This is a genomic window from Candidatus Kryptoniota bacterium (genome assembly GCA_036567965.1).
Lineage (GTDB): Bacteria > Bacteroidota > Ignavibacteria > Kryptoniales > JAKASW01 > JAKASW01.
Genome location: DATCTN010000031.1, coordinates 496,126 through 513,174, shown reverse-complemented (window position 1 = coordinate 513,174; position 17,049 = coordinate 496,126). Strand labels below are relative to the sequence as shown.

The window sequence follows — 17,049 nt, the reverse complement described above, 5'->3', positions numbered from 1 at the left end:
TCGCGTATCGTGACATGTTCACCACTTCATTGTATCTGCCTGCACCCATTACTCCATTACTCCATTTCTCCACCCTTTGTCCTAATGTGTTGTATATCTCTAACGTCACATTAGAAGCTTGTTTCAGATCAAACCGTATTGCCGTACTCGGGTTGAACGGGTTCGGATAGTTCTGATACAATGCATAATTCTTCGGTACATTTACAGTAACGGTGAGAGTTGACAAGTCTTTTGTAGTACCGTAGGTAGATACACTCTGTATCTTGTAATGATAAGTGGCTCCTGAGATTACTTTGTTGTCCGTGAAGTCATAGCTTCTTCCTGTGCTGCTGGTACCGAGACCTTTTAGACTATCGTTGATCGTGTAACTCGAGATGAGTTTGAATGAGGATGTACCAGGATCTTCGCGAAGGATATTGAATCCGGTATTGTTAACTTCGGATCGTGTCTTCCATGAGAGTGTAACCGACCCCATGTCGGCAGTGGCCAGGAAGTCCGTCGCCTGGACGGGGAGGGAGTAATCTGTCACAGACTGGAGGTATGGATAGCCGCTATTGACGCCGGCGTTTACGACCCAGGTACTGCTAAAGTCCCAACCTGCACCAGCAAATGTTGATTCCGTTTTCATTGCCGCAGTGCTCTCACCTGTGCCAGCGGCGCTAGTGGTTTGACCTGATGTTTGTACATCCCAGAAGTCGCCTAAAATAGTACTGCCACCGTCGAGAGAACCCAAAAGTCCGCCAACATTACTTGCACCCGCCACACTCCCGGTACTGTAACAGAATATTATTATAGATTCGTAGTTTAATCCCACAAGTCCGCCACCCAGAGTGTCTGCACAAGTAACAGCCCCCTTGCTGAAACTATTAACTATGGTGCTGCCCGTAAAAGTTTTGACATTAAATCCGACGAGCCCGCCAACCGCTGTATCTCCTCCGACTGAAGCAGTGCTGAAGACCTTCGACATAATGGCGTCATTATTAATGCCAACTAACCCACCGACCTGGCTAACGCCGCGGATTATACCGGTACTGTAGCTGGCGGATACCGAATCGAATTCATTATAGCCGATTAACCCACCGACGTGACTTGCCCCGGCGATGTTCTCATTGACAAGCCCGATATTCTTCACATTGCCACCATCAGATAATCCGAACAAACCTACATAATCAGAATTTTCACGGGAAATGCTCAGGCTTGAGATTGCAAACCCACCTCCATCATATGTGCCGGCAAAGGGCGATATACTATTTCCTATCGGCGAAAACCCGGCACTCGAATCCCAGCCTGAGGTTTGCGATGCATCTATGTCTGCAGTTTGTTTGAACCTTGATGTCCAGGAACTTGCGTGCTGTGTTATCCAATAAAGATTATCGAGAGTGGCTACGAGGTACGGGACACTCGATGTGCCACTGCCGAAAGGAGTGACTGACACCACTAAATGCGTTCCGTCAGGGTACTGGAATTTCGGATATGGGTACCCGTCGTTAACTCCATCGCCCATATACCAAACAGAAGTGTCCCATCCAGCGTTTGTAAACGTAAGAGGGTCCTTCAACTCTAGTGAGGTTTTGCCTGCAGCACCAGTTATGCTCCCTCCGCCGATGCCGGTCGATCCGGAGGAATCCGTATTCCAGAAACAGTTGACTATTGTAGCGCTGTTAGAGCCGGCAAGTCCCCCCTCATACGCTATTCCAGCGGTTGCTTTTCCCAGGCTGTAGCTATTTGATATTGTACCGTACGCATTGTTACCGACCAGCCCTCCTGCATATCTCAGCACGCTGGTGACATTTCCCGTACTATAGCTGTTACTTATCGTTGAGCCGGTATAATTTTCTCCAACGAGCCCGCCGACGTACGACTGTCCGCTCACCGTAGCGGTGCTGTAATCCTCACTTATCGCTCCATCTAGATTCATGCCGACGAGACCACCTATATCATTATTACTGGTTGTGTTGGTCCCATTAACGGAACCGGTACTGTAGCAGTCCGTTATCGCCGAACCGTTGTAGCCTGCAAGTGCGCCGACGTCTACTCTCCCGGTGATGAATACATGGACGAGTCCGATATTTTTCAATGTTGCTCCCTGAGTCCAACCAAACATCCCAACCTGAAGTCCGCTGCCACGAGCAATGTACAACCCAGAGATAGTGTATCCATTCCCGTCGTAAGCGCCTGTAAAATGTGTCGTGGAATTTCCAATCGGTGTAAATCCGCTATCCGAATCCCATCCAGTATCCGAAGATGCAGCTATGTTGGCAGTCTGCAAGTAATACGCACCCCATGCCGTATCGTTCACCGCCTGCTGGATCCAGGCGAGATTGGCGAGAGAGTCAACCCGGTATGGATCTCCGGCAGTGCCACTGCCGGAAGGTCTAACAGCTGTCTGTGAAAAGGTACCTAGAGCATTGAACAATACGCTTAACACGACTGCCGCAAAATTGTAAACCCACCGAGTCATCTCTCCTCCATTCCTCTCGCGCTCCTTAATAATGTGTATACAACCTAATCAGAATGTGGGTGCGATTGGCATTGACTTTCCATCTCCGCGATGAGATAGTCTTCAAATCCCGTCATTCTGAATCTTCCTAACTCAAAGTTTTGTCCCAGAACATGTGTCCCTCTCTTCTTCGTCAAGACACAAAGGCCCTATTGAATGAATCATGTAATGAGCGTTGAACGCAGGCCTACATATAAACTCGCAGCTTGGTTTACTTCTATTTCCGGGCGGCTTCTCAGTTTAGTCCAACCAAATCCGTAACGTACTCGAAAGTGATGGGGTTCCATCCTATTTATTGTTGCCTGGCTACTTTGCCTTTGATATTCAGAGCAGCCCGGAAGGAAATAGGTAAGGAAACTGAGATGCTGTTCGAAGACGCGGAAGGAGGCTTGGCAGAAACTGACCATGTGCAATTTGTTAGCTGGGTCGTACGGATCAGTTAAGACATTTAGCCCGGTTGCTCCTCGGGCAGGACTCGAACCTAACCACACATAGATAAAGATAGAAAGGATTTGTGTAAGGAATTTGTGCAAGTTCTTTGTGCAATTTATTCCCGGAAGTCCCCAATAATACCCCTCTCAAGCTGCGATTCTATTTGATTCTAACGCATTGAGGTGTGTGAACTGCTCCACGAAGAGAAAGAGCTTCGTGGGTAAGCTATGCCCGGGATGTAAATTATGCCAGTCGATTTCCCTTCGTTGCTGACGCTGTTCCATCTCCAAATCATCGACCCAGCAATTAAGTACAGCGGTTACTAACCTCATGTAATAACCGTTTCCATGCTCATTATCTCCCAGCATCACGATCCTTTTCTCGCTGAGATTATTCACGACCAGACCAAATAGCGAATCGGATTTGAAGACATCGGTAACGCGGAGATCCGGTCTACCGGATCGTGTACATCCGCTGATACAGATCATGAATACCAGCGCATAGCATCCGCCCTGGACTAATCTGGCCAAAAAAGAAATTGGATCCCTGCGGCAACGCATTTTTCTTTTCTCCATCTTACGCAGTCCCCTCAAGATGAGGACAAAATGTCTTGAGCCCGTTGAAGTTTCCATCATTGCACGACTCCATGTGGTGACCAATAGTCGGAACGCAAAATCATCCCCCGCGATATCTGCTAGTGTCATAATTTATAGCTTGCGCCGGAAATTCCCACCATCATGAGTGTGAAGCGGTTCGCCGCCTCGATTTCACCGGAGTTGTAAGGGCTCACCGCGGTCAGCGCCCCCGGCGATCTTAAGAAGGAAAAAACAGGTCTTTGACACCGGCTACACCGAAAAGTTGATTTTCGATCAAGCGCATTATAAGTTTCCATCGACTCGGTTAGCGATGTGGTTCGCGTCCATAATGCTGCACCATTCGTCGAGTTGAGACGTGGCACGGAAACATCGGTCGGTCAAAGAATATTGCGAGATGAACAAGAAACGTTCAGTCTACAGGTCATTCGCGGCGATCGCTGTCATTTCTTCGTTGATGGTACTATCGACCAGCTTAACAACGCCGGCCCAACCAACCGTAACCGCAAATAGCAACCTGGCGTTCGGTACAGTCGTCTCTGGAGGAGGCATTTATTCCGTCGCGCTTGCAAATGCTTCCGAAGGCAAGGTGACAATACGCGGCACCAAGAGGCGGGTCTATGTCACGCTCGTGCCCCCGGCGACGCTTACGAGCGGCGCGAACAGCGTCACTTACACGTGGGCGGCGGCATACAACAATACTGCGGACAATCCCGGCGCTGCGACCGCTTTCACATCCACAGCCGCTAACTTCGTACTCAGCTATAGAACCGGTGCAAACTATTATGCCTACATCTACATTTACGGCTCGATAAATTTGTCGGGGACCGTCCCTTCAGGAACGTATACTGGAAATTTCGTGGTGCGGGCTTCCTACAACGCGGGCGGAACTCCCAATCGAACAGCAACTATCACCGTGACGTGTACCGTGATCCAGAGTTTGACCCTTGCTTCGAGCGGACCGCTTACCTTCGGCACGGTTGTAGCAGGCACAACTCCCGCGGCCATAAATGCACAGACGAGCTCAAGCGCCGTTTCGATTACGGCCACCGGAAACGGCGGAAGCTCAGTGACTGTAACATATCCTGCAAGCGCAAGCCTGTCATCGGGCGGCAACAATTTGACATACACTCCGAGCCTTTATGGGGCACAATCATCGGCATCCCGTTCGAGTTCTACATCCGTAGCGAACGGCAGTACAGTCACGCTGGGCGGAACGACAGGAAGCGCGGGGAATTATTACTTCTGGCTTGGCGGATCGCTGGCGGCAATTCCAAGCGGCCAGCCCGCGGGAAACTACAGCGGCCCGTTTACACTGACGATTCATTACTGACATTCATTCCGGGACCGCCTCAGCTTGGTTCCCTAGCGGCGTTCATGAAAGAGGAGCGACAAATATCGCTCCTCTTTTGTTCCGGACATAAGTTTTATAACTATATCGAGCCGAATGCTCGATGGGCACTTCCAGGTATGTTTACTTCATGCACTTCGGAATGAACACCACTCCGCCATGTGTCCCGACCCATTTGTTGCCGTCTTTGTCCACGGCAATTGTCTGAATCGTGTTGTTCGGAAGTCTGATTATCGGAGTGTCCCTCGTGTAAGTCCACCAGTTCGAACCATCATACTCGACAAGTCCCCGGCCGTACGTCCCGACCCACAGGTTCCCAAATGTGTCGACAGCGATCGACGTGACGTTGTCGAGCCCAGTGGTGAATGAAGCGAGAGTAGCGGAGTAAGCTGGTACATTAGTCCAGTTCACGCCGTCGAAGTTCGAAAGATCACCAGGACTGCTGCTGCCAGCCCATGTGAAACCGGTGTTTCCTGCGGCCGCCACCGCCCAGATATTTTCGCCCTTTAGCTTTGAACTCTGGGGTTCCGATGTCCTTGCACCTTTAGCGAGTCTTCTCAGTCCCTCTCTATAGGTACCGATCCACATGTTGTCTGACCTGTCTATGAAGATCGCGGTGATGGTGGTGTCTTTAAGGTAGATCGTCCAATTCTTTCCGTCAAATTCCGCCAACCCTTTATAGGTTCCGACCCACTTCGTACCTCTCGAATCTATTACAACTCGATACACCGTGTTGTCCGGAATGGGTGAGTTATCCTTGTCGTACTTTGTCCACTGTCTTCCATCATACATCAGCAGGCCGGTCTTTTCTGTCCCAATCCATTTCTGTCCCATGTTGTCGATTGCCAGAGAGAAAATCTGATTGTTGCGAAGGAGAGAGTCCTTATGCGCAACCCATCCTTTCTTCCCCTGATATTCAGCCAACCCATTTTCAGTACCCGCCCACGCGTTTCCCTGGGCGTCAAACGCGATCGCCTGGACATTTAATCCCGGAAGCCCGCTCCTCATTCCATAGACTTCCAAACACTGAGACAGGACAGGGCGTGATCCAGCAATCAAAAGCAGAAACAAAACGACCGCCACGACAGTGGTGGTGAAAACCTTTTTTCCAAACCAATTCCGCAAAATCAATAAATAATTGGATCTCTCGATCATGTGACCTCCCATTTTATTATTTGACCATTAAAAGGCGGATGGAAATGAAATAGAATCCTCTGTGAAAATAGCTTAACGCTCCCAAGAATATAGCATATTTAATCCAGACACTCTCCTCTGACCGGCCAGCGTCCCCAAGAAAATTCAAGCGACCAAATGACAAAGTGGCCTTTATGAATTCTGGTGCACGCTGCGACCAAAAGAATTAAACGAGGAGCCGTAAGTAAATGGTTCCCACCGATAAGCCCTGACGATCGCTAACGAAGAATTACGACTGCATTAATCGTCTTCGATAGGATATGGAGTGAGCATTTCCCTATCCACGAGAGAAACCAATATCCCGTTTGCGAGATCGCCGATTTGCCATTTGTCCATGTCGTTTTTCTCTACGGTCTCAGCAGATCTATGATCATCGTAAATGCTTACGCATTCCCCCAAGTCGCCTTCCGCTATGAATCTGTAGTCCGCATTTTCACATCTTGCGATCATAGAGTAAACAGAGTATGGCTCTTGTTCTTCGCTCACGCGGCCTGATATGCTTTCTGTTTTATTGCTTGCCCGGAATGTTACCCTGTATTCTCCTTCCCCGATCATCACTACGTTCTGTACTGCGTCCAGATAGTTCTCCATGACATTCTCCATTTTACGGTAGATATATAGTATCTCACCGATGGAGAAATCGTATCATTGAATGATAATAAATGTGCTGCAGTGTACTCGGGGAGATAGACCCAGCCGAACCGGCGTGCGGGTTATTATCGTCTTTTGTTTCGCGCCAGGATGCCCGCCGCCTTATCCGTGACGTATTTCTTAAGCTCTTTCGGCTTCACTACTATTACGTCGCCGCCCCAGGACAACACCCAGCTCCCCACTTCCTCGATTGAGTTCACTTTCATTTTGAGTGTTACCCCGCCGTTCTTGTGCGGCGTGATTTCCTGGTCCTCGCTCCATGTTCGGCTGCTGATGATCCTTGAAACTCTCTTGTCAAACTCGAGAACCACTTCGAAGACATTTTTCCCGCTGAAGAAGCCGAAACTCCCGGCGTAGTAATCGTTTGCCGAATATTCAGGCGAGCGCTTAAATGTCTCGCCCGTTTGCGTGATCGACGTGATGCCTCCGACAATGAACTGCTTGAAGATTCCGTTCGACATCGCTATCAGCCTCCAATCGCGGTTGCCGGGAATGATGTCGTACGGTTCAAGAGTATATTTCATCAATTGCGAATCCTGATGCCTGACATAACTAATTTCAATTTTCTCACTCGACCCGATTGCCGCGACGAGAGATGTGAAAATGCCGAGAGTCTTTCCCTTTAATTGTTTCACGGTCAACGAAATGTTTTTCGGGAAACTGATTATCCCACCGACAGAACCGAGGTAAGATGCGAGGAGGACCCGATAGTCTTTCTCAACGAGATCATTCAGGAGAATCAATTTACCCTTGATGCTGTGGATATCGAACCCCATCTCGCGTAATTCACGCAAATCACGGTTGAGAGTGGCCACTTCAACATGGAACAAATCGCAGAGGTCGGCCACCGAATTTGTGCCGGGGTTCTTCTCCACGAGCGCAAGCATTTCAATTTGCCGGGCAGTCTTTGTCCGGCTCGCGTTGAGATCAGTCCGCGCGGTCATGCCGTCTTACGCGTACAATAATTGCGCACCAGAGAATTCCATGAACAAATTGATCGTGATCTTTTTATTCTTGCGACTTCTCATTCTCAATGCAATCAACATCCGGCCAACATTGACACCGAATCAATTATTCGATCCCGGATCGCACCGAAAACCAGACTGATCGCGCAGGCTACCGGTGACGGACAGCCGCGCACGTTTGTCGCAAGCGCCATCGGGTACGATCCTCCCTATCAGATAACTTATTATGAAGAATTCGTCTATCCTGCCGCATGACCTGAAGGAAGCATCGATCGCGTCCCTGAGAATGTTGTCTCTCTGATTTCCGTTTGAATTTCTCACTCCATCAAAATCAAGCTCGATCATTTTCAATTCTCCTTTCGTACGTCTACGAAAGAATAAAGCGTAGGTGCTGTTAAAGTCTTATCACCAAATGATAATATTCGCAGCAAAGATCCGCCGGTCATCTCAGATAAGCCATTTTCTGGATCAGGGTCTTTCCTTCAACTTGCATCCTGGCGAAATAGATTCCGCTCGGTAGGTTTTCAGGGTTCCAGACATACGTGTGGTAACCGGCGTCTATCTTCCCGGAAGCAAGTGTCGCGATTTCGCGGCCAAGAATATCGAATATCTTCAGCGAGCCGCCGGCGGTTTTCGAATTGTGAAATTTAATTACCGTTCCACCGTTGAACGGGTTCGGATAGTTGGGAGACAGCTCGAATGAAGCTGCAAGATCGGAAATCCCCTTTTTTACAGAGGTAGTAATCGATCGAATCTCCTCGCTCTCAAGTATGCCGACGGTATCGCCGCCTTTATTCAGCATCACCAGTTGAACCGTTTTCGCGCTATCGGGGATTGTAACAAATTCATTCAGCTGAAACTCTTCGAGCGGGGTAATCTGGTGAGTTTCTCCACCAGATACGATGCCGCCACCGGAATCGAGGAATACCGCTTTCACTGTGCCAGCATAGAACACGCCGAAATCGCCGGACAACAAATGAGAATTCGGGTTGTACGTCAAGCTATCGGCAATTGCACCGACGGAATCGACGCAGAGAACTGGCCCTCTCATTTTCGCCGCCCACCAATTCTCTGTAAAAGTATACTGTCCGCCTGACGCCGGAAGATCCACGATCGGGCCCTTCACTTCGATTTCCATGTATATCGGAGGAGCACTCCCGCTTACATATACTGACACGCGCGCACCGCTATCGGGATATTGGGCCGTGTCGTAAACGTCGAAGGTCCTGATGAACGTGACAGTGTCGGAGACATCCGAGTAAGCGATCCAGCCCTTATCCGGGTCGGCGTAAATTTTCGCCCCGAGAGTAGCGAACTGGACACCGTAGATTCCCGGTGCCACCTCCCCTTTCCACGCCTGACTATTGCCGCCTTGCGGACTCACACCTGTGGGCCCGTAAACACTGTTCGGGTTGATCGGAAAGTATGCCCAGTAATTCCCGTAGTCTGTTCGCCCTGGATGACTAACTATCGATTGTGTTATGCTCCACATGCTCCATGATGCGTCCGTCGGGCCCTGGTTGATCATCGTCTGGTCCATCCTGACCCTGCTTGTTCCTTTGTAGACTGTTGCCTTTCGGAGAAATCTGATTCCGGGTGCGTACCACTGTTCGACAGGACCGAGAACAGACACAGAAGCCGAATCTCCCCAGGAGACTGTATCGAGGACCGAATAGTTTCCGTAATCGAGGTTCGGAGGAGGCGGCCACCCGCCGGTGTTCCACGCACTCTGCGGTGCAGGCCAGGTTTTGTATCCGCCAAAGTTGTGCCATTGTCCATCCAGCTTAGGCGAGTAAACGTTCCCTACCTCGGAAGAATTTATGAAAACCGACGGAAGTTCGCCGAGATCGTACTGCATGACCCGCCCGCCTATCGCCGGAACAGTCGCATGCGTTATCAAACCGTTATTGAGTACGATCGCGTTCCATCCCCAGCTTTTGTAATTAGAATCGCCCGCAACGGAAACCGCCGATGACTGCGCGTGGACAATTCTGCCCAGCAGACAAAAATAGATTAGGATAGTCGTTCTCATTTTCACCGCCTGATCCAAATTTCTGCCTCCTTTATGCCGCCTTGAGAACATTCGCCCCGATCAATCATGCCCGAAGCGCGTGATCGAAGATTGAATTTTACAAATCGATTTTCAATGCCCGGACGCCGAAGAACCGCGCAAGCGCGACACAGCCCAGTCCGATGAGCGCGAGAATCCATAATCCCCACAGCTCGGCCTGGAGCTGACCGTTGGATGAAAAATACTGGAACGACTGGTTGAACACCACCGAGCTCATGATCACCATCAGGCCCAGTGAAACCAGAAGTGATATAGTAGCGCCGTGGGATGACGATATCCTCACGGCATTTTTCTCCTTGTAGTCGACGAAAGCGCCGCCGAATACCAGTACCAGCGCAGGAAAAATTATTCCGCCCGCAAGACCGTAGGCCATGCTGGTAGGTATCAGGTTATGAAACTTCTTGAATGGCGAGGGCGCCGCATAACCAAGCACGGTTCCGATAACCGACAGGACCACGACACTCGGAAGAAGTTTCGAATAAAAAACATCCTTTAGCTTTACGGGTGACGACCTGATAAGCCAGATAGTTTCTCCTTCGAGACTGAGCATGGGATAGACGAATCGTACGGCGAGGGCGACGACCAGGAAGCTATCGAAAGCGAAAATGAGCGTGAAAGATGAAGTGATTATGAATGTGTCGGCAAGATAGATGCGCATCGCGAACAGATTGGAGAGAAAGACTCCGATCAGGATCAAGAGGACGATGAAGTGGAATGTCTGGCTCGGCTCGCGGATAAACATGAGGAAGTCCCTTTTCAGGAGCGAGATCGGCTTCCCTGACCGGCTCGCGAAGAGCTCGCCGTTTCCGTTCTTGTGTCTGAGTTTCCGCTCAAAAAGTTTCTCACGCGCGATCCAGAACGCGTCCTTGTAATATCTATCCGCGAGCTTGAACATAAGAATGAAAAGGCCGACAGCGATCGCGCACACGATCAGTGCCGAGGCCGCGGCACCCACGATATTATTTGTCGTCGAAAAGTAGAAAAAATTGGCAGCCCAGAAACTTGGCGCGAAATAATCCGGCTTCGGATCGAGCGCACCGAGGTAACGATCGATGTGGGGGTAATATTTCATAACATCGTTGAACAATTTGAACGGATTATTGAGCTCTATATAAACATATGTGCTCCCGGCATAAAGAAGCGTCACGAAAGCAACTGCAACCCGGATAGAAATCTTCCTGGAAATTTTGAGAATCAGGAGAAGGACGATCGAACCGATGCAAGCGGCCGAGAAGACGAGAGGCAGCACCGCGAGGAGAAGACCGAGTGTGGCCGTGATTCCCGCCTCGAAGTAACTCGCGTAACCGGCTACCGCGGCGAGTATCAGGACAAGCATAAGGGCCGAACTGTAAAGAAAAGAGTCGAGGAATTTCGACACAAAAATGTCCACAGGCTTAAGCGGAAGAGAATGGAGAAATTCAGCCTCGGTGTTTCTAAACACGGTCGAAAATGAAACAAGAATGTTTGCCACACTCACGATAGCAAAGAAGACGAAGAGGCCGAGCGCGAGAAGCCGGTGATAAAGGAATAAGCCAATCTTGGCGCTGGTCAATAGATAACTTGTCGTGAATTTGACGACACCGAAGGTGAGATACGCGAACAGGGCGAAAGTCAAAAGGGAGAAGAGCGATCGCGCCAGATGTCGGCTGAGCCGTTTTCCGCTTTCGAGATAAAGAAGCTTCAGTTTTATCTTTATGAGTTCTTTCAGCATAAACCGATCACGACGTCAGTTCCAAATATCTCTTCTCGAGTCGATCCACTCCGTCGCCCGCGAACTCGTCCATCCCGCCCTCGAAGACAAGTCGGCTCGTCCTGATGACCGCGATCTTTGTGCAGACGTCTCTCGCAAGTGAAAGCTGATGGGTGGTCAGAAACACTGCGGTGCCATTGGCGGCCGCAAGTCTAACCTGGTTTTTGAACGTTTCTGCGCCGCGCGGATCGAGCCCGACCATCGGTTCATCGATGACGATCAGTTTCGGCCTGTGCATGAGTGCGGAGGCAAGGACAAGCCGTTGCCTCATTCCCTGTGAGTAGTCTTCGATACGCTTGTTCAGCCATGGAGTTACTTCAAATATCTCGGACACCTCGGATATTCCCCTCGCCGCCTCCTCCTTCGTCATCCTATACATCTTTGCGACAAACAGGAGAAACTCCCCTCCGCTCAGCTTGTCATACAGAAACGGCTGATCAGGGACATAGGAAAGATGTTTCTTTGCGTCCTCCGGATGTGCGTGCGCCTCTACGCCGTTTATCATGACTCTACCGGAACTCGGCTTGAGGAGCGTGGCAATCATTTTTATTGTGGTTGTCTTCCCGGCTCCGTTGGGACCGAGGAAACCATAAATGTCTCCGGCCTCGACAGTCAACGACAAATCTTCCACCGCGACGAATGAGCCGAATTTCTTGGTGAGCGACTCCAGCTTCAGCATGAACGTTCCCGTGATTTCTGAATTCTGTACAACGAATGAATCGGCAATCTCTCCGCTAATTCATCCATCTTCATACAAGAGTTCATCGCCCTCTCCAAGCCTGCTACCCGTCCTATAAACATGATCGCATCTGAATTTAGTTTCCCTTATTAATTGAGGTCAATCTACTTCTGCTTAAAGACAAGTCTAATAGGGACACCCTGGAACCCGAATTTCTCTCGAATCCTGTTCTCGAGGAACCGACGATATGTTATCGAGATTTCCTCGGGAAGATTTGTAAACATCGCAAAAGTCGGCAGCTTGCTATCAACCTGAGTAATGTACTTTATCCTGATTTCCTTCCCTGTTTTTGAAAACGGCGGGGTCCGTTCAATGAGAGGAAGAAGATAGTCGTTTAACTCACTTGTTTTCAATTTGACTTTCGCAGAGCGAATAAGCCGGACCGCGTTCGAGAGCAGCTTCTGAACACGCAGGTTCTTTGTTACCGATATGAATAAGACCGGTACGAAATCGAGAATCCTCAATCTCTTTTTTATCTCTTCCTCATATTCGGATGTTGTAACGCCCTTCTTGTCGACGAGGTCCCACTTGTTCACTCCGATTATGACGGGTTTTCCCTGCTCGATCGTATAGTCTACGATCTGCAGGTCTTGTTTCTCGACTCCGACCGATGCGTCGAACAAAACGATCGCCACGTCGCAGCGCTCGACCGCCTGAAATGTCCGCAGAGTGCTGAAGAACTCGACAGATTCCTTGATCTTGCTTTTCTTTCGGAGGCCGGCGGTATCGACCAGGATCAACTCCTCACCGTTGAACTTCAGAGCCGTGTCGACCGAGTCCCGCGTCGTGCCTGGAACGTCTGTTACGATCGAACGGTTTTCTCCAAGGAGGAGATTAACCAGGGAGGACTTGCCGACATTAGGTTTTCCTATGATCGCAATTCTCTTGGCCCCTTCTGTGTCGATCTCTGTCGTGCTGTCCGGAATTGTCTTCACCGTCTCGTCGAGAAAATCGCCGACGTTTCTTCCCAGCTGGGCCGAGACCCCCATCATGTTGCTGAAACCGAGCTCCGAGAACTGGGCTACACTTTTTTCGTGTTTCAAGTCGTCGATCTTGTTTACAACCAGGACGACCTTCTTGCTTTTTTTTCGAAGGATATTTGCGAGCTCTTTGTCGATTGGATGCGGGCCTGCCGAGCCGTCGACCACAAGAATGATCGCGTCCGCCTCATCAACGGCGTATTGCGCCTGTTCCCTGATAGCTTTCTCAAAAACGTTCTTCGAGTCCGGCACGAACCCGCCTGTATCGATGAGAGTATAGGTCTTTCCCCGCCAGTCGAATGACCCGTATATCCTGTCGCGTGTGACGCCCGGTTTGTCGTCAACGATAGCGTGTCGCCCGCCTATGATGCGATTGAAAAGTGTCGATTTACCGACATTGGGCCTCCCGACTATCGCGATCGTCGACATATTATTTCCCGCCGCCCAGACCCACCGTTTTGAATTTGCCCGAGGCGACCTCAGCTCCCTTATTCACCGGCTCCATCATTTCGGCGCGCCAGTTCAGGTTCATGCCGCGGATCATTCCGGCGAACGCATCTACAACCCCTTCGCAGTGGTCCGTGCAGAACGCGATACAGGCCGACCCTGCTCCGCTGATTGTGAAGGCGAGGGCTCCGCCCTCAAGTGCCACCTTATTGAAGAGCTCAAAATGCGGTATCAATTTCTTCCTGTGCTTTTCATGAATCTCATCTCTTACGGCGTATCTGATCAATTCGTAGTTGCCCGTAGAAATCGCAGCGACCAGGAGTGAACTGTGCTGGACATTCGTAACTGCCTCCTTCAGGGTTATGCTGGAGGGAAGGAGCTTCCTTGCTGTTTCAGTTTCGATCTTGTTGTCCGGGAGGAGCACCGCAAACTTCAGTTTCTCGCCGATGTCGATTTTTATGTGAGAATATTTGCCATCGCCATTCCGGGCATTCACGATCATTCCTCCGTACAGCGCCGCGCTGACATTGTCGGGATGACCCTCGAGCTCTATCGCGAGATTATAAATATCAGTGTCGGCGAACTTCTTTCCCGACATTTCGTTTGCCAGCAGGAGGCCACCAATGATTGCGGCGCCGCTCGCGCCGAATCCGCCACATTCCGGGATTCCGTTATCGATCCTTATACTCAAACGCGGCACCTCGCCTAGAATCTTCTTCATGGCGACGACGACAAGATTATTCTCGTCTTTTGGGATCCCCGCCGACCCTTCGCCGGATACTTCGATATGAAGAGAATCCGCCGGATCCGATTCTATGACCATGTATCGATTCACGGCAAGACCGAGCGTGTCGAACCCGGGCCCGAGGTTGGAAGTTGACGCCGGAACTACAACTTTCAGATTAAACTCCTTTACTAAAATATATCTGCGCGATGGAGATTTTACAACGGAAGTTTGTGCTGAGTCATCCTTGATTTTCATGGACATGAGTGAGATTTTGTGCGTGCCATGATTCCTGTTTTGATCTTCTGGATGCACATTACGGCCGGCACTTATCTTTTCGCGAAGAGATACCACGAAGAAACCCTCGGAGAGGCGTTTCTCCTAATTTTATTTGCCGGAATCGTCTTCACGGCGGCGTGGACGTTTTCATCATTCATCATACATCTCGCTTTCGGAGAAACGGGAATAAACGAAATCCTGAATAGCGATTCACTTTCACTCATGCTCCTGACCGTCCTGGAGATTGTCTTTTATAGGATCTGGTTCGGGAGATCGAAACGGCAAGTCTCCGCCGGTGCATAAGCTCTCTTACTCGGAAATATCGGCGAGAAGGCTGACGGTGGATCAAGCTGCATCCGAGAAGCGTTCCCCCATATATGGATTTCTCGAAAATGTCAGGAGTCTTTACAATGTGGGATCGATCTTCAGGACTTCGGACGCCATTCTTCTCTCAAAACTATATCTTACCGGATTCACTCCGCACCCGCCTCGTCCTGAAATTTCCAAGACAGCACTCGGCGCAGTGGAAAGTGTACCATGGTCATACCATAAAAAAGCTGTCGAAGCGGTTCAGGAAATCAAGTCTGCGGGACTAAAGTTCGTGGTCCTCGAACAAACGAGGGAAAGCGTTCCAATCTGGGAGCTGCCTCGCAACCTGTTTCCGGTTTGCATTGCCGTGGGAAACGAGATCGGTGGAATATCCAAAGAGCTAGTGGATTACGCGGATATCGCCGTAGACATTCCGATGAAAGGTGTGAAACACTCGTTAAATGTCGCAGTAGCTTACGGGATCGCCGTCTACAGACTGTACGAAATGTATTGTGAAGTTAACTCGAAATCTGAATTGAAGAATCAACGACAGGTGTAAGCATCCCTCGTCATTTTCCGCATTCAGCCTCTCAACTTTTTAACATATCTCGCGACTCTTCGTTGGTTCCAAATTCTCAATCGTAAACCATTTACCGTAGATTTCCCCCGGCTCATTTTCCTGTTCGCCCTCATGCACATTAGAAGGCTGACGTGAAATACTCGTTCTTCTCGTCCGTATAGATTCGGATTACGCCGGCCCTCACGAGGTTGACGAGGATTCTGGACGCGCGTCTCTCACTTATGTTCACGAGTTTAGCGTATTCCTTCACCGTGATCCTGTTTTTCTCCTCGAGATGCTTAAAGAGTCTTCGCTCGCTGTCCCCGATGATTATCGAGAGCGGTTCGCTGTCCGAACTTTCGCTCTCGAGTATCTTTACAACCTCCCTGCTCGCGATAACACTCTTGTCGTTAATCCTGATATAGACTTTCGCGTCGCTGGAAACGAAATTCCTGTAATCCTGCAGGCGGTGAGGTTTCTTCCCGCTTTCCTCAACTATCGCGACGACGATATCCTTCCTGTTCAACTCGATGACCTGGACTATCGGTTCAATTCGCGGCTCGCAATAATCTCTCGCCGCTTCGTATATGAGGTCCATTTCGGACTTCTCGCTTTCAACTCCGTATATCGTCCCGTCGTCATCAACACCGAAGAGTATCATCCCACCTTTTGTATTAGCGAAGGCTATCAGTTCCTTCGCGATTTTTTCCACGGAGCTGAATTGCCGTTTGAATTCAATCTTGAAATTCTCTCCCTCGGAGATCAACGCCTTCAGTTCACTGATATCCATTCACCAGCCTCTTGCTTCCATTCTCAACGAGATGATTTCGAGCCTGTTCGACACAAACCGGGAGTCTGTGTTAGGATCGTGCCTGATAGGACTCGGGATTATCGCTGCAAGCCGGAGGCACTCTTCACGTGTAACCTGGGATGCGGACGTTCCGAAATAAACCTTGCTTGCAGATTCGACGCCGAAAATTCCACGGCCGAATTCGATCTCGTTGAGGTAGAGCTCAAGTATCCTGTCTTTCGTCAAATAGTGTTCGAGCATATATGCCGCGATCACCTCGTTCATCTTCGTGAGAGGATCCCGGCTGGTGGAAAACCACAAGTTTTTCGCCAGCTGCATGGTAATGGTGCTCGATCCCCTCACTATCCGCTTTTCTTCCCAATTCTTCTCCAGAGATTCCTTGACTTCGTACCAGTCGACGCCGTTGTGCTCAAAGAACGTTCCGTCCTCCGCGACAATCACCGCATGGATCAGAGAAGGTGAGATTTGTGACAAGGGAACAAAAGTATGGCGGATGAAGAACGGTTCATGATTTGTTTTTGCGTCTTTAATTCTCTCGTCCATAAGTGCCGTCGACTTCGGATTTGACATTTTCAGTTTTGCAACCGTCCACGGGAACGGGAGCATGACAGCTTCCACGACGAGGAGGACAAGAACAATTAAGGCTGCAGAATTTCGAACGACATGACGAGTTCGGATTTCAGCCGGCATCGGA

Annotated in this window: 16 protein-coding genes; 3 read left to right on the top strand and 13 right to left on the bottom strand. The window is 49.9% G+C overall.

Annotation, left to right across the window (positions count from 1 at the left end; translation table 11 throughout):
• Together VIS48_16935 and VIS48_16930 are read right to left on the bottom strand one after the other, a co-directional pair.
• Window positions 1–2,461: GLUG motif-containing protein (locus tag VIS48_16935; protein HEY9167840.1), on the bottom strand; the 2,461-nt coding region annotated here is incomplete at its 3' end.
• Between the two features lie 617 nt (window positions 2,462–3,078).
• Window positions 3,079–3,507 carry a hypothetical protein gene (locus VIS48_16930; protein ID HEY9167839.1) on the bottom strand — a complete coding sequence of 143 codons (429 nt, stop codon included), beginning with the start codon at window positions 3,505–3,507 and terminating at the stop codon, window positions 3,079–3,081.
• A gap of 415 nt (window positions 3,508–3,922) precedes the next feature.
• Here VIS48_16930 and VIS48_16925 point away from each other — a divergent pair, with 415 nt between their 5' ends.
• On the top strand, window positions 3,923–4,858 hold the full coding sequence (locus tag VIS48_16925) for a DUF4402 domain-containing protein (GenBank protein ID HEY9167838.1): 936 nt from the start codon (window positions 3,923–3,925) through the stop codon (window positions 4,856–4,858).
• Window positions 4,859–4,999: 141 nt separating this feature from the next.
• On the opposite strand, the gene VIS48_16920 is transcribed toward VIS48_16925, so the two are convergent.
• The 9 genes from VIS48_16920 to thrB all read right to left on the bottom strand — a co-directional run bounded on the left by VIS48_16920 (window position 5,000) and on the right by thrB (window position 14,661).
• The gene (locus VIS48_16920) at window positions 5,000–6,031 is read right to left on the bottom strand and encodes a two-component regulator propeller domain-containing protein (protein HEY9167837.1); all 1,032 of its coding nucleotides are present in this window, start codon (window positions 6,029–6,031) and stop codon (window positions 5,000–5,002) included.
• Between the two features lie 279 nt (window positions 6,032–6,310).
• Window positions 6,311–6,661: a hypothetical protein gene (locus tag VIS48_16915; GenBank protein ID HEY9167836.1), complete on the bottom strand. Its 351-nt coding sequence runs from the start codon at window positions 6,659–6,661 to the stop codon at window positions 6,311–6,313.
• A 125-nt stretch (window positions 6,662–6,786) separates the two neighbouring features.
• A complete protein-coding gene (locus VIS48_16910) occupies window positions 6,787–7,665 on the bottom strand; it encodes a WYL domain-containing transcriptional regulator (GenBank protein HEY9167835.1) in 879 nt (292 codons plus the stop codon).
• A gap of 123 nt (window positions 7,666–7,788) precedes the next feature.
• Window positions 7,789–8,031, bottom strand: a complete 243-nt coding sequence (locus VIS48_16905; GenBank protein HEY9167834.1) for a hypothetical protein — start codon at window positions 8,029–8,031, stop codon at window positions 7,789–7,791.
• A 97-nt stretch (window positions 8,032–8,128) separates the two neighbouring features.
• Window positions 8,129–9,718: a T9SS type A sorting domain-containing protein gene (locus VIS48_16900; GenBank protein HEY9167833.1), complete on the bottom strand. Its 1,590-nt coding sequence runs from the start codon at window positions 9,716–9,718 to the stop codon at window positions 8,129–8,131.
• Window positions 9,719–9,815: 97 nt separating this feature from the next.
• Window positions 9,816–11,468, bottom strand: a complete 1,653-nt coding sequence (locus VIS48_16895; GenBank protein ID HEY9167832.1) for a hypothetical protein — start codon at window positions 11,466–11,468, stop codon at window positions 9,816–9,818.
• Between the two features lie 7 nt (window positions 11,469–11,475).
• Window positions 11,476–12,186: an ABC transporter ATP-binding protein gene (locus tag VIS48_16890; protein HEY9167831.1), complete on the bottom strand. Its 711-nt coding sequence runs from the start codon at window positions 12,184–12,186 to the stop codon at window positions 11,476–11,478.
• 164 nt (window positions 12,187–12,350) lie between these two features.
• A complete protein-coding gene (gene der / locus VIS48_16885; protein HEY9167830.1) occupies window positions 12,351–13,655 on the bottom strand; it encodes a ribosome biogenesis GTPase Der in 1,305 nt (434 codons plus the stop codon).
• A 1-nt stretch (window position 13,656) separates the two neighbouring features.
• The gene (gene thrB / locus VIS48_16880; GenBank protein ID HEY9167829.1) at window positions 13,657–14,661 is read right to left on the bottom strand and encodes a homoserine kinase; all 1,005 of its coding nucleotides are present in this window, start codon (window positions 14,659–14,661) and stop codon (window positions 13,657–13,659) included.
• Between the two features lie 12 nt (window positions 14,662–14,673).
• On the opposite strand from thrB, the gene VIS48_16875 reads away from it, so the two are divergent.
• Together VIS48_16875 and VIS48_16870 are read left to right on the top strand one after the other, a co-directional pair.
• Window positions 14,674–14,979 carry a hypothetical protein gene (locus VIS48_16875; GenBank protein ID HEY9167828.1) on the top strand — a complete coding sequence of 102 codons (306 nt, stop codon included), beginning with the start codon at window positions 14,674–14,676 and terminating at the stop codon, window positions 14,977–14,979.
• Complete coding sequence (locus VIS48_16870) at window positions 14,972–15,544, top strand: TrmH family RNA methyltransferase (GenBank protein ID HEY9167827.1); 573 nt, start codon at window positions 14,972–14,974, stop codon at window positions 15,542–15,544. The genes VIS48_16875 and VIS48_16870 overlap by 8 nt, the downstream gene beginning before the upstream one ends.
• Before the next feature lie 139 nt (window positions 15,545–15,683).
• Here VIS48_16870 and VIS48_16865 read toward each other — a convergent pair whose 3' ends face one another.
• Window positions 15,684–16,334 carry an RNA-binding domain-containing protein gene (locus tag VIS48_16865; protein ID HEY9167826.1) on the bottom strand — a complete coding sequence of 217 codons (651 nt, stop codon included), beginning with the start codon at window positions 16,332–16,334 and terminating at the stop codon, window positions 15,684–15,686.
• A complete protein-coding gene (gene mtgA, locus VIS48_16860; protein HEY9167825.1) occupies window positions 16,335–17,045 on the bottom strand; it encodes a monofunctional biosynthetic peptidoglycan transglycosylase in 711 nt (236 codons plus the stop codon).
• Window positions 17,046–17,049 lie beyond the last annotated feature (4 nt).